This is a genomic window from Paenibacillus sp. FSL R10-2788 (genome assembly GCF_038003885.1).
Lineage (GTDB): Bacteria > Bacillota > Bacilli > Paenibacillales > Paenibacillaceae > Paenibacillus_AQ > Paenibacillus_AQ odorifer.
In genome coordinates, this window is sequence record NZ_JBBOQA010000001.1 from 5,845,079 (window position 1) to 5,864,922 (window position 19,844).

The 19,844-nt window shown below is 44.0% G+C and carries 20 protein-coding genes and 1 riboswitch; of the genes, 4 read left to right on the top strand and 16 right to left on the bottom strand.

Annotated features, from left to right (window positions below):
* Position 1: 1 nt before the first annotated feature.
* Positions 2 to 211 carry a hypothetical protein gene (locus NSQ50_RS25970; RefSeq protein ID WP_036685233.1) on the top strand — a complete coding sequence of 70 codons (210 nt, stop codon included), beginning with the start codon at positions 2 to 4 and terminating at the stop codon, positions 209 to 211.
* A gap of 451 nt (positions 212 to 662) precedes the next feature.
* Here NSQ50_RS25970 and NSQ50_RS25975 read toward each other — a convergent pair whose 3' ends face one another.
* On the bottom strand, positions 663 to 1,115 hold the full coding sequence (locus NSQ50_RS25975; protein WP_036685234.1) for a GNAT family N-acetyltransferase: 453 nt from the start codon (positions 1,113 to 1,115) through the stop codon (positions 663 to 665).
* A 101-nt stretch (positions 1,116 to 1,216) separates the two neighbouring features.
* A complete protein-coding gene (locus tag NSQ50_RS25980) occupies positions 1,217 to 1,576 on the bottom strand; it encodes a HesB/IscA family protein (protein ID WP_036685235.1) in 360 nt (119 codons plus the stop codon).
* A 458-nt stretch (positions 1,577 to 2,034) separates the two neighbouring features.
* Here NSQ50_RS25980 and mqnE point away from each other — a divergent pair, with 458 nt between their 5' ends.
* Both mqnE and NSQ50_RS25990 read left to right on the top strand, forming a co-directional pair.
* A complete protein-coding gene (gene mqnE, locus NSQ50_RS25985; RefSeq protein WP_036685236.1) occupies positions 2,035 to 3,141 on the top strand; it encodes an aminofutalosine synthase MqnE in 1,107 nt (368 codons plus the stop codon).
* A gap of 51 nt (positions 3,142 to 3,192) precedes the next feature.
* Positions 3,193 to 4,254 (top strand): NAD(P)/FAD-dependent oxidoreductase, encoded by a 1,062-nt coding sequence (locus NSQ50_RS25990; protein WP_036685238.1) that lies wholly within the window; start codon positions 3,193 to 3,195, stop codon positions 4,252 to 4,254.
* Positions 4,255 to 4,665: 411 nt separating this feature from the next.
* Here the strand turns inward: NSQ50_RS25990 and NSQ50_RS25995 are convergent, their stop codons facing one another.
* Positions 4,666 to 4,920, bottom strand: a complete 255-nt coding sequence (locus NSQ50_RS25995) for a YuzB family protein (protein WP_036685247.1) — start codon at positions 4,918 to 4,920, stop codon at positions 4,666 to 4,668.
* 81 nt (positions 4,921 to 5,001) lie between these two features.
* Here NSQ50_RS25995 and NSQ50_RS26000 point away from each other — a divergent pair, with 81 nt between their 5' ends.
* Positions 5,002 to 5,250 (top strand): NifU family protein, encoded by a 249-nt coding sequence (locus tag NSQ50_RS26000; protein ID WP_036685249.1) that lies wholly within the window; start codon positions 5,002 to 5,004, stop codon positions 5,248 to 5,250.
* A gap of 158 nt (positions 5,251 to 5,408) precedes the next feature.
* Here NSQ50_RS26000 and NSQ50_RS26005 read toward each other — a convergent pair whose 3' ends face one another.
* The 13 genes from NSQ50_RS26005 to NSQ50_RS26065 form a co-directional block, all read right to left on the bottom strand.
* Positions 5,409 to 6,275 carry a MetQ/NlpA family ABC transporter substrate-binding protein gene (locus tag NSQ50_RS26005; RefSeq protein ID WP_036685252.1) on the bottom strand — a complete coding sequence of 289 codons (867 nt, stop codon included), beginning with the start codon at positions 6,273 to 6,275 and terminating at the stop codon, positions 5,409 to 5,411.
* 57 nt (positions 6,276 to 6,332) lie between these two features.
* On the bottom strand, positions 6,333 to 6,962 hold the full coding sequence (locus NSQ50_RS26010; protein ID WP_370510610.1) for a methionine ABC transporter permease: 630 nt from the start codon (positions 6,960 to 6,962) through the stop codon (positions 6,333 to 6,335).
* Between the two features lie 29 nt (positions 6,963 to 6,991).
* Positions 6,992 to 8,008: a methionine ABC transporter ATP-binding protein gene (locus tag NSQ50_RS26015; RefSeq protein WP_036685258.1), complete on the bottom strand. Its 1,017-nt coding sequence runs from the start codon at positions 8,006 to 8,008 to the stop codon at positions 6,992 to 6,994.
* 102 nt (positions 8,009 to 8,110) lie between these two features.
* Positions 8,111 to 8,246, bottom strand: a riboswitch (SAM riboswitch).
* Positions 8,247 to 8,348: 102 nt separating this feature from the next.
* Complete coding sequence (locus tag NSQ50_RS26020) at positions 8,349 to 9,083, bottom strand: Cthe_2314 family HEPN domain-containing protein (RefSeq protein WP_036685261.1); 735 nt, start codon at positions 9,081 to 9,083, stop codon at positions 8,349 to 8,351.
* Between the two features lie 155 nt (positions 9,084 to 9,238).
* The gene (locus NSQ50_RS26025; protein ID WP_076224536.1) at positions 9,239 to 10,222 is read right to left on the bottom strand and encodes a COX15/CtaA family protein; all 984 of its coding nucleotides are present in this window, start codon (positions 10,220 to 10,222) and stop codon (positions 9,239 to 9,241) included.
* Between the two features lie 102 nt (positions 10,223 to 10,324).
* Complete coding sequence (locus tag NSQ50_RS26030) at positions 10,325 to 10,669, bottom strand: thioredoxin family protein (protein WP_036685265.1); 345 nt, start codon at positions 10,667 to 10,669, stop codon at positions 10,325 to 10,327.
* A 78-nt stretch (positions 10,670 to 10,747) separates the two neighbouring features.
* Positions 10,748 to 12,376 (bottom strand): putative polysaccharide biosynthesis protein, encoded by a 1,629-nt coding sequence (locus NSQ50_RS26035; RefSeq protein ID WP_038573188.1) that lies wholly within the window; start codon positions 12,374 to 12,376, stop codon positions 10,748 to 10,750.
* Positions 12,377 to 12,402: 26 nt separating this feature from the next.
* The gene (locus NSQ50_RS26040) at positions 12,403 to 12,888 is read right to left on the bottom strand and encodes a DUF456 domain-containing protein (RefSeq protein WP_038573189.1); all 486 of its coding nucleotides are present in this window, start codon (positions 12,886 to 12,888) and stop codon (positions 12,403 to 12,405) included.
* A 58-nt stretch (positions 12,889 to 12,946) separates the two neighbouring features.
* Positions 12,947 to 13,714, bottom strand: a complete 768-nt coding sequence (locus NSQ50_RS26045; protein WP_036685270.1) for a Cof-type HAD-IIB family hydrolase — start codon at positions 13,712 to 13,714, stop codon at positions 12,947 to 12,949.
* 76 nt (positions 13,715 to 13,790) lie between these two features.
* Positions 13,791 to 15,896, bottom strand: a complete 2,106-nt coding sequence (locus tag NSQ50_RS26050; protein WP_036685271.1) for a peptidoglycan D,D-transpeptidase FtsI family protein — start codon at positions 15,894 to 15,896, stop codon at positions 13,791 to 13,793.
* Between the two features lie 31 nt (positions 15,897 to 15,927).
* On the bottom strand, positions 15,928 to 18,003 hold the full coding sequence (locus NSQ50_RS26055) for a peptidoglycan D,D-transpeptidase FtsI family protein (RefSeq protein ID WP_256717076.1): 2,076 nt from the start codon (positions 18,001 to 18,003) through the stop codon (positions 15,928 to 15,930).
* Positions 18,004 to 18,176: 173 nt separating this feature from the next.
* On the bottom strand, positions 18,177 to 19,322 hold the full coding sequence (locus NSQ50_RS26060; RefSeq protein ID WP_036685274.1) for a transglutaminase domain-containing protein: 1,146 nt from the start codon (positions 19,320 to 19,322) through the stop codon (positions 18,177 to 18,179).
* A gap of 63 nt (positions 19,323 to 19,385) precedes the next feature.
* Entirely contained in the window at positions 19,386 to 19,823 is a 438-nt protein-coding gene (locus NSQ50_RS26065; protein ID WP_036685280.1) for a hypothetical protein, read from the bottom strand.
* Between the last annotated feature and the right edge of the window lie 21 nt (positions 19,824 to 19,844).

The following is a 19,844-nucleotide window of genomic DNA, read 5'->3' on the forward strand; positions in this document are numbered from 1 at the left end:
AATGGCACAGTTTTTTGAGGTTTTATATTGGGTGGCTATGCTTGGGATGTCCATTGTATTGGCTGGAACGACTATACTGATCTGCGCCATCGGCTTTAAATTTATTAAAGACAAACGCAGAGCACTGGGTACGGGCTGTATCGCCTTCTCCCTTGGAGCTGCAGCGCTCATCGTATTTATGATTAATTACAAGTTTATTATTCCAGCCTAATGTACGCAGGGACTGCCTATAAGCAGCTTATTTCTATGAACAGACGGTCCGACCATCGCAAAAAAACAACAGAGCAGCGATTCTCCAGTTATGTGGATAATCGCTGCTCTGTGTTTTTAAACAATAGCTATCTGCTTCAACAGCGTCTTTAACCCATGAGCATTTCGGACCCATATGACGTTATTTGCAGATTTTCAACCTTTTAGGCGTGGTTTCGGACTCCAGTGACACTATTGCTTAAAAAGAGCTTCATATTTACTGATTTCATAGCAATAGCAGCAATGCGGTCCGTTGGCACCACAAATATGGGGAAATGCGGCGTTTAGGGTCATCTGTGTCCGATACAAGGTTCGCGATACATGGTTCGCGATACATGGTTTGCTTCCTATGTAAAAGAATAAAGAGCTACCCCAGCGCACATTAAATGGCTTCTGAGAAACTCCCCTTTTACTCATAAATCTAGCGACAGGCGTATCATATCTATGACTTGAATCCCATTTTCAAAGATCTCTTCGCTGTAATGCCTAATAAAAAAGTCTCTATCAATTCCGGTGATTCTGAATCCGCATTTCTGATAAAGTGCCAATTGTCCAACGCTCGAATTTCCTGTGCCAATTTCAATGGTTTTTGCCCCAAGCAGCTTGGCATTCTGAATCGCATGGTTCAGCAGCTGTTTTCCTATACCTTGTCCGTGTTTATTTTCGTCGACGGCGATATTAACAATCTCTACAGTCTCCGGTCTTGTCTGCAGCACAACGTAGACTCCGATGATGCTGTTATCTACCTCAGCCACACAACATAACCCTCTTCGTAAATATCCGTTAACTAAGCTCTCCGAAGGATCTGCTAATAGAAGTAATTCTAATGGAGGCTGTTCACCAGCTTTTAATTTTCTGATTTCCATTTCCGAACTCCTTGTGATGATTTTTGTCATTGAGAATAAAAAAAACTCCAAGCCTGTGTTGTTAGAATCCAACACGGGGCTTGGAGCCGTGATTGCTGCTATTAGCAAGGCTCTTCGTTAGGTTTCCCTGCATCCGTAGCTGTACGGAAGCTTGAGCCGCAGCCACAGGTTGCAGTAGCATTAGGGTTGTTGATGGTGAAGCCACCCGTCATGCCGGATTCTTCAAAGTCGATTTCGAGACCGTCCAGGTAACGAAGGTTCTCCTTCTCCACAACCACTTTCATGTCTTGAATGTCCATATATACGTCCTGATCAGTTTCATTATCATCAAAGCCCATAGCGTACGAGAATCCACTGCAACCGCCGGGCGTTACTCCAATACGGAGGAACATGTTCGGTACTTCTTGTTCAGCAAGCATCGCCTTTAATTGTTCTGCTGCCTTTTCACTAATATTAATCATGATCTCATCCTCCTACAAATTCGTCTCACTTCATAAGCGGAAACTTATGTTTAAGAGGCCTTCCGGCCAAAAGTTATTTCTTAAAAATATAAGAAAGTATAAGTGTTGCACCTATTCTTTATGTCTTATATTTCTCGCTCAAACGCTTATCACCTTTATAAGGATGCCAATGACGTTTATGCTTGATAAATTCAGTATAACCGACTATTCCGTTACCCTCAAGTCACAACTGCCTTAGGCATGACCCTTCACAGCAAAAAACACCATCAATATCAAGCTGTTGATACCCTTAGGAGAGTAGGTTTATAATAAGGAAGGCACTCTAAGTAAAAATTCGGAAATTTGTCACGGAGGCAAGCTCGCCTCTTTCTTTTTTAGAATGAACAGCTACCACTTGGGTACGTCTGGAATTTATCTTCGAGCAATCTGCTCGTAAACTTTCAGGAGGAAATCATAATATGTCTACTCTTTTTACCCCCCACACGGATGCCCGAATGGCGAACATTATTGATAAGGTTCGCAGCGGCGAAAGATTGAATTTGGAAGATGGCGTTTATTTATATCAAAGCAACGATTTACTTACCATTGGCCAGCTAGCGAATGAAGTCAATATCGCCAAGAATCACAACCGGGTATATTTTATCGAAAACATGAGTCTATATTTCACCAATGTTTGCGAATCGCACTGTGCATTCTGCAATTTCCGCAAAGATGATGGAGAAGAGGGAGCCTATACCCTTTCCGGTCAGGAAATGGTGCAATATGTCGAACAGCATATCCACCCGGGCGTACGCGAATTCCACATTGTTGGTGGCCATAACGACAAGGTTCCCTTCCAATATTATGTGGATTCTTTAAAGGCTTTGAACGAACGTTTCCCTGAGGTTACCTTAAAAGCCTACACTGCCGCTGAGATTGATTTCTTTACCCGTATTAGCGGTTTGAGTATTCGTGAGGTACTGGAACAATTGCGTGCTGCTGGACTTAAAACACTCACCGGTGGTGGCGCAGAGATATTATCCGACCAATATCGTAAAAAAATGCGTGTAGACAAAGCTAATGTGGAAGAATATCTGGAAGTCCATCGGACAGCACATCAGCTTGGGATGAAGACCCATACCACTATGCTGTACGGCTCCATTGAATCTCACGAAGACCGTATCCGCCATATGATGCAAATCCGTGATTTGCAGGACGAAACCAATGGCTTTATGGTATTCATTCCATTGTCAATGCAGCCTAAGAATAAAAACGCTGGCATCATGCGCCGCAACTCTGCTTATGAGGATCTGAAGACCATTGCGATCAGCAGATTGATGTTGGACAATTTCGATCACATCAAAGCGTACTTCATTAACATTGGCCCTCAGCTTACTCAAGTTGCGCTGAACTTCGGTGCATCAGACGTGCATGGCACAATTCTAAAAGAACGTATCAGCCACGCGGCTGGCGCCTTAACACCGGAAGGTCTGACTCGCGACGAATTGATCTGGCTAGTGAAAGGTGCTGGACGAATTCCTGTTGAACGTGACACTTTCTATAATGAGGTTAAGGTATACGAATAAGAAAACTACCTGAGATTTGTTATCCCATATTGGAAAGGAAGTTCGGTCAGCATGAGAACAATACTCGTTCTTGGCGGTGGCTACGGCGGCCTAGCCTTAATTCAAGAATTACTCAATAATCATCTTCCTCATGATGTTGAAATTATCTTAATTGACCGAATGCCTTATCAAGGAATCAAAACGGAATATTATGCGCTCGCCGCAGGTACCGTAACTGATTATCACCTGCGCATTCATTTTCCGGTTCACCCCCGGCTTACTGTCCGGTACGGTGAAGTGAATTCCATTGATTTGGAGAGCAAAATAGTCAGTATGGAATCCGGTGAGATTGTATCTTATGATCTCCTAGCCATTGCTCTTGGCTGTACCGATAATTACCACAACATCCCTGGTGCTGATCAATATACCTGCAGCATCCAGACCTTTGCTGGTACTCGGGAAACCTACCGCCGTTTAAATGATGTGAAGCCTTACGGAACGATAAACATCGTAGGTGGAGGATTAAGCGGTGTTGAATTAGCCGCAGAGCTTCGGGAGAGCCGTCCAGATCTTAACATCGCTATTCTGGATCGCGGTGAACGTGTTTTATCTGCCTTTCCGGCAAAGCTGTCACAGTACGTAGAGGAATGGTTTCATCACCATCAGGTGCAAACGCTGGGACGAATCTCTGTATCTCATGTAGAGAAGGATTCGATTTTTAACGGTACCGAGGAAATCCTTTCAGATGTGACAGTATGGACCGCAGGGATTCAACCTGTAAAAGTAGTTCAAGATTTGAATGTGTCGAAGGACCGCGGTGGACGGATTATGCTGGATGAGTATTATCGTATACCGGATTATCCTGAGGTATATGTGATTGGTGACTGTGCCAGTCTGCCATTCGCACCAAGCGCACAAGCCGCTGGAGCACAGGGTGAGCAGGTAGCTCAGGTTATTCAAGCGAACTGGCGCGGAGAGACTCCTAAGCTTCATCCTATTCGCCTGAAGGGTACTTTAGGATCACTAGGCAAAAAAGCAGGATTCGGACTTATGGGACAACGCTCCGTCAAAGGACGGGTTCCCCGCATCCTCAAGAGCGGAGTGCTCTGGATGTCGAAACGCACTTTAGGATAAGCCTAAGGCTGGTTCATAAGTATTCAAGGTAGCTACTCTCAGATAAACGCGAGAGTAGCTTTTCTTACGTTATTGGTGCGTATACCCTGCGGACTCAGATGACCTTATTCGCAAATTTTTAGCCTTTGGAGGAGAGTTTCGGACTCCAGTGAAGTTATTGCTTATAATGAGGTTCATTTATGCTGTTTTTCAGGTGAATAGTGACTATGGGGTCCGATAGCAATCCAAATGTAGGAAAATACTCAATATAAGGTCGCCTGAGTCCGGTGGCACCTTCACGGTAGCACCTGCACTCTCCAATATGTTGCCTAATCGATCAAATTGGTGGATTTTGTTCAAGTAAGGTTCCAAAAAGAGGGAGCACTCCATAATTTAGATTATGAAGTGCTCCCTCTTTTTTTCTCGAGAAATTTAGTCAAGATCTATATTAAACCAAGCCTCAAGCTCTTTGATCTTGGCCTCAATTTTCTCTTCTAGCTCTGCAACAGTGTCTGCTGCAATAATGTCACCTTCAACCATGGCGAAAGGCATTAAATAACACTCTCCACAATTGTTCAGACATCCGTATTCAATGACATCATAATCTGGATTTTCCTCCAGCTTATGCATTAGCTTGTCTGTTCCGTGACCCATGTTGCTGGAACAAAATTCAATAATTGGTCTCATGATGATCTCCCTATTCCGCCTAACCATTTTATTTTTTAACTTTTTGTACTATAATGAACTTACGAAAGGAGTGATTGAGAAATGAGTGAGAATGCACAAAGCACCGAGATGTATGATGAAGTACTAGAAGTGCTGGATAAGCTTCGTCCGTTCCTGCAGCGCGATGGCGGTGACGTAGAACTGGTCGATGTGGAAGACGGCATCGTTAAGTTGAAACTTATGGGTGCCTGCGGCAGCTGCCCAAGCTCCACGATCACCTTGAAAGCCGGGATTGAACGCGCCCTCCTTGAAGAAGTAGAAGGCGTTGAAGAAGTAGTTCAAGTATTCTAAATCCCGTTCAATAACCCTCCCGATTCTCCTGTAAAGGAGATCGGGATTTTCTTATTATAGAGGATTTAACATTCTCTCACAACCTTAGAACACCAAACCCGCAAGCCAACTTGGCTGCGGGTTCTTGTTATGACTATAGACAAATTTAGCTTAATTCCTTAAAACGCTGGAATGATCGCACCTTCGTACTTTTCTTCAATGAAAGCTTTAGCTTCTGGAGAATTCAGGGCAGCAACCAGCTTTTTGATGGCTTCGGAATCTTTATTGTCTTGACGGGTTACCAAAATGTTAGCATAAGGGGAATCTACACCCTCGATGAACAGCGCATCTTTAGTTGGCACAAGACCAGCGTCTAGTGCAAAGTTCGTGTTGATCAAAGCAAGGTCTACCTCATCCAGTTGACGTGGGAGCATAGCCGCTTCCAACTCAATGATGTCGAGGTTTTTCTTGTTTTCAGTGATATCTGCTTTCGTTGCAGCAATGTTTGTATCATCTTTCAAGGTAATCAGACCATTTTTTGCAAGTAGGATTAGTGCACGGCCACCGTTAGTAGCATCGTTCGGAATGGCAACTTTTGCACCATCAGCCAACTCATCGATCGATTTGATTTTTTTGGAATAAGCTCCAAAAGGCTCAACGTGAACGGATGCAACGGAGACCAGATCTGTTTTATTATTTTTGTTTTGGTCATCCAGATACGGTTGGTGTTGGAAAAAGTTAGCGTCTAACTCCTTCTCATCAAGCTGCACGTTAGGTTGAATATAGTCAGTGAATTCTTTAATTTCAAGGGTAATTCCATCTTTTTCAAGCAATGGAGCAATAGCCTTCAAAATTTCAGCATGAGGCACAGGTGAGGCACCAATAACCAGTTTCACAGGATCTTTAGTAGGTTCACTTGTTGCTTCTGCATTTGGTGCTGTTGTAGCAGCCGAGCTCCCAGCATTATTAGATGCATTGTTGTTACCGCAAGCCGCAAGCACCGCAACCAGTGTCAGGCTAAAAAATGTAAGTAGTACTTTTTTCATTGTAAATCCCCCTCTAATCTATATTTTGTATTGAATAAGGATATATATGGATGTACCTTATTTCCGTGTGTAATGTTTTACGAGTCGGTCACCGGCCATTTGTAGCAATTGCACCAGTACGACAATAAATAATATAGAAACAATCATAATCTCCGTCTCATAGCGGTGGTAGCCGTAACGAATCGCCAAGTCACCTAATCCGCCGCCCCCAACCATACCAGCCATTGCTGTATAGGAGACCAGTGTAACCAGTGTGATCGTAACTCCAGCTAGCAGACCTGGACGAGCTTCTGGCAAAAGAACACGCATAACGATTTGGTTCGTCGATGCTCCCATACCTTGTGCGGCTTCGATGACTCCGCGGTCTACCTCTCTTAACGACGTCTCTACCAAGCGGGCAAAAAACGGAGCTGCACCAATCACCAGAGGTGGAATCGTACCGAGTACACCAATGGAGGTTCCAACAACGGCTTTGCTGAAAGGAATTAGAGCCACCATCAAAATGATAAAGGGTACGGAACGTAGGATATTTACAAGTAATGATAAGACCGAGTAAGTTACTCTGATTACTATACTATTCGATTTCCCCCATAAATACAATAGAATTCCGAGTGGTAAACCAAGAATAATTGTGAACAATCCGGAAAAAAATATCATTTTTATAGTAGCAACCGTAGCATCGATCATTTCTTGCCAATTTAGATCTGCAAAATTCATTACGAAATCACCTCCACATCAAGGCCTTGAGCAATTAGTCTGGAGATCGTTACAGCAATCGCCTCAGCTGGCCCTTCGAACCGCACAATCATCTGTCCATAAGGCACATCTTTAATCGTTGAGATGGTACCATGTAAGATTGCAAAGCTCACACCCGTATCACGCACGACATCGGATAGTGCCGAGCCGTAAGTTTTTTCTCCGAAAAAAGTAATTTTGACAGCTTGAGAGTTATCCCCGGCAGCAGCATCAAGCGCCACTCGAAGAGGCCCTTCATTCTGTGTCTCACTGCGGATGAAATCGCGTGTAACCTCATGCTGCGGCTTGAGAAATACCTCTGTAACTTTGCCTTGTTCAACAATCCCACCACCATGTATGACCGCGACACGGTCGCAGATGCTCTGGATTACATGCATTTCATGTGTGATCAGCACAATGGTCAAATGGAATCTTTTATTAATATCGAGCAGCAGCTTAAGAATGGAGTCCGTTGTCTGGGGATCAAGCGCAGAAGTGGCCTCGTCACACAGCAGTACATCAGGGTCACTGGCTAGTGCCCGGGCGATGCCGACCCGCTGCTTTTGTCCTCCAGATAACTGAGAAGGATACTTATCTGTATGTTCTTCAAGCCCAACTAGAGCGAGCAGATCTTTCACTTTTGTATCAATAGCTGTTCTAGATGTACCTGCAAGTCGCAGTGGAAAGGCAATATTATCATACACAGTCGCCGAAGAAAGCAAATTGAAATGTTGAAAAATCATCCCAATCTTGCGCCGCTGTTCCTGTAATTGACCTTGGTTAAGGCTAGTTAGTTCAACACCGTCTACCCAGACCTCACCTTCTGTCGGACGTTCCAACAGATTAATGCAACGGATCAATGTACTTTTCCCCGCTCCAGAGTGGCCGATGACTCCGAATATTTCACCTTTCTCGATGGACAGATTCAATCCAGAAAGCGCTGTTGCCGCATTACTCCCTTTTCCATAAACCTTTGTTATCCCTTTTAGATTAATCAACTCTCGTCGCCCCCCCTTTATATTTCACTTATTCTATACAAAAAAACCTCCAACGATCGATGCAGATCGCAAGAGGCTCTGTGGGTTTATTAAGACAATGCCTTCTCATCTGCCAACGACCGCAACCTGCGCCATTGTAGGAATTAGCACCATGACATTTGTACAACGCTTCCCGCGCTGGATACAAATCGGTTGCCGGGCTTCATCGGGCCTATCCCTCCGCCGCTCTCGATAAGATAAAGTTATGAAATTATATTTTTTCTGAAATCGTACATACTTTAATGCAAGCATAAGTATAGTGAGTTTATCGATTTTTGTCAAAAGGAAATATATTGAACGATTACGATTTTATGCTCTTTGCCTTGCTTATTTCCTTACGCAGCTGTTCATTGCTGTAGCTGAATGCCGCGATTAATGTCTTACAGTTCATTTCGAGCGATTGTTTTAAATCCTCAAGATGGCTGTCCAAATCCTCGAGCTGAATTTTGTCATGCAGACCTTGGTGCCGCTGCCACAAATCATCCTGCATTTCAGAATTCATATAATGAATTTCAGCATTTCTGCGCTTGCGTAAATTCTCCAATGGATCGCGGTAGGAGTTCTTGATCTGTTCCAGTTGATCCGCTAATGCAGGATGTACATTCAATAATTGGAGCTGACGCAGCACTGTAAAGTAAGAAAAGTGCGTTTTTAATTTGGATGTTTTGAGATCATAAAAATGATTCAGTACCGTCCCAAGCTTGTCCAGAAGAGAGAAAACCCGGATAAAGCCATCTTTATAAAAATAAACATAACGTGCATAATCGCCCTGTTCCACCGGTGTCATATCATCCATATAACCCGCGATCACTAATTTCCGGTAAAAAGCGGCCGCGAACCAACTTTGCTCCAGTTCATCCAGAGAGGAAATCAGTCCACGTGTCCAAATCTCCAGCTTGCGGTATTCATGGTCATTATCCTCATGGGCACTCATTTCCTTGCGCAGCAGTGCTGCAAAAGTGGCCATATTCTCCATCGCATCAGCCAACACACCACTGTTCTTTCGAGGCGGCTCTCCAAGTAATACCCGCAGCATATCCCAGTCCTCCTAAAGTTTTGTTCAGCGTCTGCTTCCATGGACTGCTTCGTACAAAACTCGCGACGTAAGCATCGGCCAATCAGCTCCACGATATACCGATTTCCACTTTATTATTCCGCGGGTGAAGCGCCTCTATCCACGGAGGGAATGTTCTACCAAGGCGGTGGAATCATTGGGTTCGTTACATTTTTTCCAGACACGACACTACCCGCACGATTTAGCTGCCAGACTCTTACACTCATATAACATAAGACACCAAACAAACTGGCAATCAGCAAAATATGAGCCAAAGCGGCAAATATGTACAATCTTTCATTATCTAGGGTGAAAACCACAGCCGCCCCACTAAACACCTGCATCAAGCATAACAGCACTGCAGCTACACCTAGCGCTCTAAGCTCTGGATAATCCTTATGCTTCCAAAATGCTAAATGCCCAAGCAGCGCAGTAAGCATGAATAAGAGCAAAGCCGCAATCCGATGCGTAAAAACAACACCTACACCTCCGGAAAGCTCCGGAACCCATTCTCCATTACAAAGCGGCCAACCCGAACACCCGCCCTGTGAATCCGTATGACTTACAAAGGCTCCAATATACACGACAATATAAGAATAGATGGCAGTAAAACAAGTTAAATTGCGAAAAGCCTTACTTACGGGTTTCTTTTGAGCTTCCAATGTATGATCATATTCGCGCGAATCATGCCATCTCTTGGTTCCAAGAGCCAACATCATAGCGCTCGAAAAGGCGATCAAAGAAAAACCCATATGCAGCGCCATTACAGCAGCAGATTGAGATTTAATTACTGCAAGCGCTCCCATACCACCTTGAACGATGACGAATAATAAAGTCATAAATGCATAGCCCAGCAAATCGCGCCGAGTACGGGCATAACGCCAAAAAGCAAACATCGAGGCAAGTGAGAATAACCCTGCCAAACCGCTAAACAAGCGATGGGTGTATTCAATCATCGAGCCTATAGTATAAGCCGGAATTAATTTCCCATGACAGAGCGGCCATTCATTTCCGCATTCCAAGCCCGATCCAGTCTTCGTCACTACCGCTCCTCCGAGTACAGCGAGGAACATGATAAGGCAAGTAAGATAACTAAGCCATTTCAACTGATTTGTCGTCAAAAATATCACCCGCAGTTTTTAGTAATGAAGAAGCAGCCAGACTTATATTTCAAAAAACCACCGCTTTTGCACAAACAGGCGAAAGCGGTGGTTCCTTAGGAATTACTTTTGAAGGCTTTGATGCACTTGGACCGCTTTATCAAGGAAATTTTCAATCTCTTCACGGGATTTGCGCAATTTATTAACGAATCTAACCAATTCCCGTCCATCCGAATATGCGACGAAGCTTGGAATACCCATAATATTTTGTTCTTGGCTAACATCGCCCACGGCATCAACATCTACCTCAACCAGTGTAAGGCGGTCTGCATAAGCCTGCTCTACCTCTGGGATAAAAGGATCGATAAATTTGCAATCCGAGCACCAGTCAGCCTTGAAGATGGCCACTGTTAATCGAGGTGATTGAATGGCTACCTGAAATTCAGCAGGAGAACTAATTTTGTCCATGATTTACTCAGTCCCTTCTTCAATATCTGTCTATTTTCTACTCTTTAAGTGAAGCAAAATGCAGGGTAGAAGTCAAACCTATTCTCTCATACGAACACGTGCAGGCTGTAACTTCATCAGCGGATTCAATAATTTTTGGAGCGCCCGCGGATAACTGGAGATTTCCTGTTTAGTCAGCACGCCCAGCACAATAAGCAGTACTAGATAAATAACAACAACTGCTGCTCCTACAACAAGACAAGTGATCAGAAACGCCAAACGTGCCGGCATCAGATCTGTTAACAGAATCCCAGCCTCATTCAAGCCATAACCAATCCCGCCGGACACAAGTACCGCAATCGCGAAACCGCCCCAACGTTTGCCCATAATTTCAAAAGGCACGATCGATTTCAGCATACGTAAGTTAAGCAAAGTAATGACCACGAAACAAAGTGCTGTTGCACCGATGATTCCGTAGATGCCAAATACCTTACTAAGTAATAAGCTTGCCACTAATTTTACAATAATACCCGCTAACACATAATACATGGAAATTCGCGATTTGCCCATACCTAACAAAATAGAGTTCGTTGTCATCATCGTAATCTGAAAGATCGTTCCTAAAGTAAGCATGGCTACGATACCACTGCCATCTAAACTGGCGAACAATAATCCATTTACAGAATAAGCAGCTGCTACAAGCGCCAATACAATCGGCATCCCTGTCAAAATAGAAATCCGCAGAGCAAGCGTTATCTGCTTTTTCAAATGCCCCTCATCACGGCGGGCATAGGCAGCCGAAATGATCGGAATCAATGAAGTTCCAAGTGCGATAGCTAGAACAGGTGGAATGCCCGCTACACTCTGAGCACGATTGGATAAAATACCTAGCGCTGAAGTGGCACTATCCCTACCTATCTGATCAATCAATAATCGTACCGTAAGAGAAGTGTCAATTACATTCACAACCGGAATCGTAAGGGAAGACAGCACAATGGGAATAGACAGTGTAAAAATATCCTTGTAGATACCCCAAATCGGTAATTTTTGAGCAGTATCATAATTCAATCCTAATTGCTTGTCCTCACGGCGAAGTTTGACTGCAAAATAAATCATTACGCCAAACGCCGCGATACTACCGATCACGCTACCAAAGGATGCTCCCGCAGCAATTGTAGTGTTGCTATAACCTTGATGTAATAAAATATAAGCCAGCAAAATAGCGGTCAGTACGCGAGCGAATTGCTCCACGATCTGAGAAATCCCACCTGCCATCATATTGTTGCGGCCTTGAAAATATCCACGCATCATCGCTATTGCCGGAAAAAGCAGCAGCGCAGGCGCAATAGCTTTTATCGCCATCGCCGATTCAGGGACATCAGCAATATGAGTTGCATAAAATGGAGCCCCTATGTACAGCAAGACAGTCATAAACACCCCTGCAGCCACTGAAAACAGCAGTGCAGCATGATACACTTGTCTCGCCTCTTCAGGACGATTCAAGGCGTATCGTTCAGAGACCATTTTGCTGAGTGTACTTGGAATCCCAGCGGTGGCTACGGTTAGAAGCATTAAATAGATATTGTTAGAAACTCCGAACGATGCTCTCCCCACACCGTCAAAGATATGGTCCAGCGGCACCCGCTGGACAAGCCCGAGTACCCTTGCCACCAAAGCTGCAGCAGCAAGGATAAGCGTGCCTTTAACAAAAGACTCTTTCTTGGACAAACTCTTTCCCCTTCTTCACTGTTAAATTAAAACCGGGCGACCCATATAAAAAAGAGGACGACCATAATTACCTGCAACACGATTTTGACCAAGGTGCTGCTAAATAAGCCGAGTATGGAGCCAACACTTACCTTAGCAGCTTTAGAAGGTGAAGATCCCACGATCAATTCTCCAATAAAAGCCCCTAGAAATGGCCCAATGATAAGACCAAAAGCCGGGATAACAAAAGGTCCCAAGATCAGCCCGATCGTGCTCCCGATAATCGATGAACGTGAGCCGCCAAATTTTTTGACACCCCACGCTCCTACAACATAATCAGCAACAAAAAGAACTACAACAATCAGTGTTTGAATAATCCAGAACCAAACCCCAAAGGGCTCAAAAGAAAAGAACCAGCCGTATACAAAAAAGGCAAGATAGATCGCTAACGCACCCGGCAGTATGGGATACACAGCCCCTGCCAATCCTACAGCAAACAAAACAATGATAAGAATCCAACCCAGGATCGTCAATTCCTTAACCTCCTACTAGCATAATGCTCCATGGATTCACTTCGCAGTACTGCTTTTATTATTTGCTGCCTACAGAGGCTGCAGCTTCGGTAAAGATATACTTTTGGATGACCTCGGCAATCCCGTCTTGATTATTGGTCGCCACCACAACATCAGCCTCTTGTTTAACCGTCTTTTGCGCGTTGCCCATGGCAACCCCAAGTCCAGCCTGCTGGATCGCCGCCAGATCGTTAAGGCTGTCGCCCACAGCTACAACTTGCGACATTTCTATTCCCAGCAGCTTGCAGACTTCCTTTATTCCTGCTGCCTTATTCACGCCTAGAGGATTAATCTCCAGATTGTGCGGAGAAGAGTTCGTAATCTCCAGTCCACCCATATCTTGAAGACGAAGCAACAGCTTATGGCGAAGCTCATCATCTTCAGTGTGATAACCGAACTTAAGCCATTCTCTACCCGTTACATCCCCATCCCAGTTATCCTGTTTGAGAACTTCGTCCAGAGAATAAGCCCAGAACCAGATGTCATCTGCTTTTGCAAGATCATACATTTCTTGTACCAGCTTGGGATCCATTAGCGATCTCCGGTATATTTCATGTGGCGCTCTCCACACCTCACTGCCGTTCACAGTGATCATCGGTGTCTCTAAACCTAGCTGCTCTGCATAGGGTAAGGCACTTACAAATGCCCGGCCTGTCGACAGACAGACATGAACGCCTGCGTTGACCGCCTTTTGAATCCATTCCACCGTTGTGGGTGTAATTATCTGTTCATCATTCAGTAGGGTTCCATCCATATCCAATGCAAGCAGGCGGTATTTGGCAATCATTTGCCACCCCTCCATTCTTGTATGCTCTCTATTGAGAAGCTGTTTATTTTTTTAAATCTTAGCCATAGGGTCAGAGTTACTCGGTACCTGTAGTCTCTCCCTCCTTCGCATTATCATTAGTATTATTGCCAGACTGGAGACTTTTCTTTGGAACTCCATCAAGCCCATATTCCCAATCATAGGCATCAAATATTTTACGTGCGACTGGTGCCGCACTTTGTGAACCAAAGCCACCTTCAGGGATTACAACCGCCACAGCCAACTTAGGATTATTACGTGGAGCATATGCAATAAATACCCCATTATCGCGAATTTCACCCTTAGCTACTTGCTGAGAGGTTCCCGTCTTACGTGCAAAGTCATAAGGGAAATCAGAAAAAGCACTAACTTCACTTCGCATCCCCTGCTTAATTTCATTCCAGTAGGACTTATCGAAGTTTGTTACTTCATCAAGCACCTCACGTTTAAACTCTTTGATTATATTTCCATCTGCGTCAGTAATCTTGCTAACCAGTTGAGGTTTAATCCGCTGTCCTTCATTAGCAAGTGTAGTAACATACTGTGCAAGCTGCATTACTGTATAACTTCCTTGTTGTCCGAAAGAGGCATAGACCAGTGCGGACTGCGCACTACCAGCAGCTTCTATATTGGTATAGTTTCTTTGACCCAAGAATTCATTAGGCAGGTCAATTCCCGTAGATACACCAAGGCCGAACTCTTTCATATAGACATCCCAGATGTCTATCCCCTTGCTTTTATATTTGTCATACAATCTTTTACCGACCATATCGACCATAAATGCATTCGAGGATTTCTCAATGGCTCTAGCAGGATCCAAAGAACCATATACGTGGTTAGAAGAGTTTCTTACCTTCGTTTCATGCCCAGACTTACCAAAAGTCGCAAAACCTTTATCCTGATAATAAGAAGAAGTTGAAAACAACCCTTCATTCAGACCCACGAGTACACTCAAAGGTTTAATCGTTGAACCTAGAAGCAGTACAGATCTTAGTCCGTTCCCTGAGGTTCCCGAAGAAATAGGAGTGATCGTTCCGTTCTGATAATTATCCATAATACTGTTCCAGACATCTGAAGACAAAGAACCTGATGTCCAAACATTCGTATCATAATCAGGCATACTCGCCATAGCGACAATATTACCAGTATCTACTTCCATCGCTACTGCATATCCCGTTAAAGCATTCGGATGCGTTCTGCCTTGTACGGTATTAGAGTGCAACCATTTGAGCTGATCTGTTATCGCCTGTTCTGTCTTCATCTGAACATTCTTATTAATCGTTGTCCAGATGTCATTTCCTTTGACAGGCGGAACGACACGCTCAATTTTCTCCGCCATATTCTGTGGATTGACGGAAATTTCCTGATATCCGTTTTGCCCGCGAAGCTCACGCTGATATTTCAGCTCCAGCCCATCGAATCCAACAAATTCATCATCCTTATACGTTAGCCCTGGCTCCGGATTGTTTTTCATAGCACTAAGAATGTTTTTATAAATATTAAGACTGTTCGCGGATTTGAAGGGTTTGATATATCCAATCGTCTGTACAGCAACCGTATCTTTATCGTAATGACGAATGCTCTCCTCGACAATCTCAAGCCCCGGATATTCTCCTTTATGTTCCATGAAATAAGCTACTTCTTCAGTAGTCAGATCAGCCTTAATTCGCCGTGCCATAAAGCCAAGTGATTTACGAAAATATAAATCCAACGCATCAATTACATCTTTCTCCGTCATCTTCTCTGCATTTGGATCACCATATTTATTGAAATCAGCTACCAGCTTGGCTGCCAAGGCATCAGACTTGACCTTAGCCTCTGGGGTCAGCGTTGTTTTACCGGTGTCTTTATCTGTTTCCTTAGCCGTATACTCTTTATTGAGTGTGATATACAGCGATTGAACAGGAGTGGAATAAGCTAGCTTCTCACCGCCTGCAGCGTATATAACCCCTCTCATGGAAGCTAACGGTACATTTTTAGTATCTCTACTCGTCTCTACCTCAGTTAAAGTTGGACCTTCCACGAATTGCAGAACAGCTAGTCGGATGATGATTACGCAAAATATAACGAACGTGCTAAAGAAAAACACGTTGAGTCGCAGGCCGATGGAACTTTTGCTGCTGGTCTCGTCAGGAGGTGAGGCCTGCTTACGGAAAAAACTCACAGTTTGTCTCTCCTTTTTCTCTAATTTAAGCTTATTGTTCTTGAACGGGATCTGCCACAGGAGGAATATTCTTCTTTGGAACCCCATCCAGCCCATATTCCCAATCATAAGCATCAAAAATCTTACGGGCAACCGGAGCTGCACTATTTGAGCCAAAGCCGCCCTCCGGAATCACAACCGCTACAGCCAGCTTCGGATTCTCACGTGGAGCAAAGGCAATAAAAACCCCGTTATCACGGTTTATATTTTTTCTGTCCGTTTTTTCAGAGGTTCCTGTCTTACGGGCAAAATCATAAGGAAAATCGTCAAAAGCACTAACTTTACTGCTCATTCCCTGTTTGATTTCTCTCCAGAACGATTTATCAAAGGTTACTTTATTAAGCACTTCTTTTTTAAATTCCTTAACCACCTTACCTTGCGCATCCGTAATCTTACTTATAAGCTGTGGTTTAATTCGCACACCTTCATTTGCAAGTGTAGTAGCATACTGGGCAAGCTGTAACGTAGTATAACTGCCTTGCTGGCCAAAAGATGCGTAGACGAGCGCGGCCTGCGAGCTCCCTGCAGCCTTGAAATCTGTATAGTTAATCTGACCTGGTGATTCACCGGGAAGACCACTTTGTGTTGACACACCCAGTCCGAACTTTTTCATATATTGGTCCCAGACCTCTACGCCTTTATCCCCCAGGTATTTCTTATAAAGTTGCTTTCCGACCATATCCACCATAAATACGTTAGAGGATTGCTTGATAGCATCAGCCGGATACAGTTTTCCATAGACGTGACCTGATGAATTTCTAACCGATGATTTATCATCCTTACCGAAATAGGTAATCCCCACATCTGGATAGGTGCTCGAGGTGCTAAAAAAACCTTCATTTAGACCAATTAATACACTTAACGGTTTGATGGTCGATCCCATGAATACAAGAGAGCTAAAATCATGACCCGATCTCCCGGAAGAATTCGAGGTAATTGTACCATTCAGATGATTGTTCATAATTTTATTCCAGACGGATGTAGGCAACGAGTCCTTTGTCCATACATTCGAATCGTAATCCGGCATACTCGCCATAGCGACAATATTACCAGTCTCTACTTCCATTGCTACTGCATAACCTGTTAAAGCATCTGGATGAGTTTCGCCTTGCACAGCATTGGTGTGCAGCCATTTAATCTGATCTAATATGGCCTGTTCAGTCTTCATCTGAACATTCTTATTAATAGTCATCCAAATGTTATTGCCTTTTACAGGGGGAACGGTCTGTTCTACCTTCTCCGCCATATTTTGAGGAGTGACCGAAATGACCTGATAACCATTTTCTCCGCGCAGTTCGCGTTGATACTGCATTTCCAGACCATCAAACCCCACATATTCTTCCGTTTTATACATAAGTCCCGGTGAAGAATTGTCTTTCATTGCACTACGAATATTTTTGTACATCGCTATGTCTTCGGTTGATTTAAAAGGTTTGCCAAAACCCACCGTCTGCACAGCTACCGTATCTTTATCGTAGTGGCGTATACTTTCTTCCACAATGGTAATACCTGGATATTCATCCTTATGTTCCATGAAATAAGCTATTTCTTCTGAAGTTAGCCCTGCTTTTATACGACGCGGTACATAACCCAGATACTTTTTAAAGTCCAGATCAAGTAAATCCAGCACGTCCTGCTGCGTTAACTTGGGGGCATCTGCACTTCCATATTTCTCAAACTCCGCTACTAATCTTGCTGCAAGGTCATTAGACTTATTTTTCGCTTTTTCCGTTAGTGAGGTTTCACCCGTTACTTTATCGGTAGTTTTAGCTGTATATTCCTTATTTAGGGTAAGATAGAGCGACTCAACAGGTGTAGAATAGGCTATCTGCTCACCCCCGGCAGCAAAAATAATCCCTCGCATGGCTGCCAGCGGAACAAACTTCGTATCCCGTTTAATCTCTTCTTCTGTCAGCAAAGCTCCCTCAGTAAACTGCAAACCTGCAAGACGCACAATAATGATACAAAAAATAAAAAAGGTGCCAAAGAAAAACAGATTCAATCTCAGACCTACAGAATGTTTCGAAGATTTCCCGTCCGTAGGCGGGAGCTGCTTCCCAAAGCTCACCAGCTTTCTTCCCTTCTATATAAAAATAATGTCTGAATTGCCTTAGCCAGCGACATTGCTCTTATAATGAAGGTGATTTCTAAGAAGCTGATTGTGAGCATTGCACTCGCATTTATGTTAGAGCAGTTGGTATGAGTTTATTGTACCACACGGAAGGAGTGCAGCGCCCTCACTCAGAGTGCGTTCTCCCTAATATGCGTATCGTCAAAATCCTTCGGATTAAACCAATCTCCGCTGCTCGCCCAAGTGGGATCCAATGGAATCCAAGCTTGCCGGTCACTTATATAAACTTCATTCCAGGCATGTGCGCCATACCCGCCTCGACCATCATAGCCTTGCCCCGTTACAACGCGCACCTGTAACCCTTGAGAGCGGGCCATAACAGCGTAAAGACGGGCATAATCAATACATACCCCTATGCGTGTGTCGAAGGTATCCTGCGGGGTCTGTTCATGCCAAATTCTATTTTTTTCATAATTTTCCGCTTTGGCGTAATCATAAGTTACTCGTGTTCCTACCCAATCATACAGTAGTCTGGCTTTCTTCTCGTCTCCTTGCGCTTGTCCAATAATATCTTCAGCAGCTCCCACAATATCTTGTGGAATGTCATGATCGATAACTTCATATTTTCTGCGCAGAATATCATTCATCTCAGCTGCAACGGTCTTCGTCAGAATAGGCAGCTTTTTCTGCACTGTCTCCCCAACAAAGGGTTCAAATACAGCGGCAGCGCTTTGACTGTAGATCGGAGAAGATTCCACATATCGGCTAAATTGACTTTCTGGATTTAGGCCAACACAAATGAAGAGAGCGAGCACAATAATTAAACCACGAGTCAAGCCTATAATTAATCCTATGATAGCTCCACCCATACGGCTTACTTGCGTAATCTTTCTGTCCTTAAATGTCTTGGTGCGCCGTAGCTGGTGGAATGGAAGCAGCATAGACAACAATCCCAGAAGCATGCGAATTAAGATATAAGAGAGCAATAACAACAATAGAAACCGCACCAGCGGCGATTCCGCCAGCACAGACACAGCCGTATAATAAATTTGCTGCCACTGGGTCAGCTGTTTATCAGGCAGACTTATTCCTGCTGCCCAAGTCTGAACATGAGGATTGAGATACGCCGCAGCAGGAATGGCCAGCACCAAAGAAGCTATTGTAAACAGTCCTGTTCCCAGCAGACCGAATAATCTTCCGGTAGCACTTGAGAACCCTCTGCTCCAGCCTTGCAATAGTGAAAAGACTACTACCAGCAGGAGGGCGATGGAGATGATATTTGCATCACTCAGACTAGTCAACCAACCGTTTATCATATCCAATCTCCCCTTTCAGCCGCCCGCTTGCTTGTTTTTGATAATCATTTAAACTGAGGCCGTTTATTGATGTTTCCGAGCTTCCTCGATAAATGTTTGTGTGGTATCTGTAATACTCCACTTCCCAAGACTAACTCCGCGGAAAGTAACCTCTACCTTATCTTCACCAGTAGTACCTTTCACTTCAATATTCGGAGTTGTGATCGTAAATGTTCCGTCACCATTTGAAGTGTACTTCGCATCCTGCGCCTCTTTAAGCATGACCTCTTGTGCTTCCTTCTTCAGCGTGCTTACCGTTCCATCTGCCACCTTATTCACAGCGTTACCAATTTGGTCCATTGTCACACCACTATAGATGAATAGACCTACAACGATAATAATGACAATCGCCCATTTCAACATCGTTTTGACCAAATTAACAACCGCGAACAACAGAACAAGCGCAATAACAATAACTAACCAATTCTCTCTAATAAACTGTGACCACACCTCTGGATCCATCAACCTCACAACACCCCTATC

Coding starts and splice junctions, on each gene's coding strand:
- NSQ50_RS25970 (WP_036685233.1), top strand. CDS start 2: ATGGCACAGTTTTTTGAGGTTTTATATTGGGTGGCTATGCTTGGGATG.
- NSQ50_RS25975 (WP_036685234.1), bottom strand. CDS start 1,115: ATGGAAATCAGAAAATTAAAAGCTGGTGAACAGCCTCCATTAGAATTA.
- NSQ50_RS25980 (WP_036685235.1), bottom strand. CDS start 1,576: ATGATTAATATTAGTGAAAAGGCAGCAGAACAATTAAAGGCGATGCTT.
- mqnE (WP_036685236.1), top strand. CDS start 2,035: ATGTCTACTCTTTTTACCCCCCACACGGATGCCCGAATGGCGAACATT.
- NSQ50_RS25990 (WP_036685238.1), top strand. CDS start 3,193: ATGAGAACAATACTCGTTCTTGGCGGTGGCTACGGCGGCCTAGCCTTA.
- NSQ50_RS25995 (WP_036685247.1), bottom strand. CDS start 4,920: ATGAGACCAATTATTGAATTTTGTTCCAGCAACATGGGTCACGGAACA.
- NSQ50_RS26000 (WP_036685249.1), top strand. CDS start 5,002: ATGAGTGAGAATGCACAAAGCACCGAGATGTATGATGAAGTACTAGAA.
- NSQ50_RS26005 (WP_036685252.1), bottom strand. CDS start 6,275: ATGAAAAAAGTACTACTTACATTTTTTAGCCTGACACTGGTTGCGGTG.
- NSQ50_RS26010 (WP_370510610.1), bottom strand. CDS start 6,962: ATGATCGATGCTACGGTTGCTACTATAAAAATGATATTTTTTTCCGGA.
- NSQ50_RS26020 (WP_036685261.1), bottom strand. CDS start 9,083: ATGCTGCGGGTATTACTTGGAGAGCCGCCTCGAAAGAACAGTGGTGTG.
- NSQ50_RS26030 (WP_036685265.1), bottom strand. CDS start 10,669: ATGGACAAAATTAGTTCTCCTGCTGAATTTCAGGTAGCCATTCAATCA.
- NSQ50_RS26045 (WP_036685270.1), bottom strand. CDS start 13,714: ATGATTGCCAAATACCGCCTGCTTGCATTGGATATGGATGGAACCCTA.
- NSQ50_RS26060 (WP_036685274.1), bottom strand. CDS start 19,322: ATGATAAACGGTTGGTTGACTAGTCTGAGTGATGCAAATATCATCTCC.
- NSQ50_RS26065 (WP_036685280.1), bottom strand. CDS start 19,823: ATGGATCCAGAGGTGTGGTCACAGTTTATTAGAGAGAATTGGTTAGTT.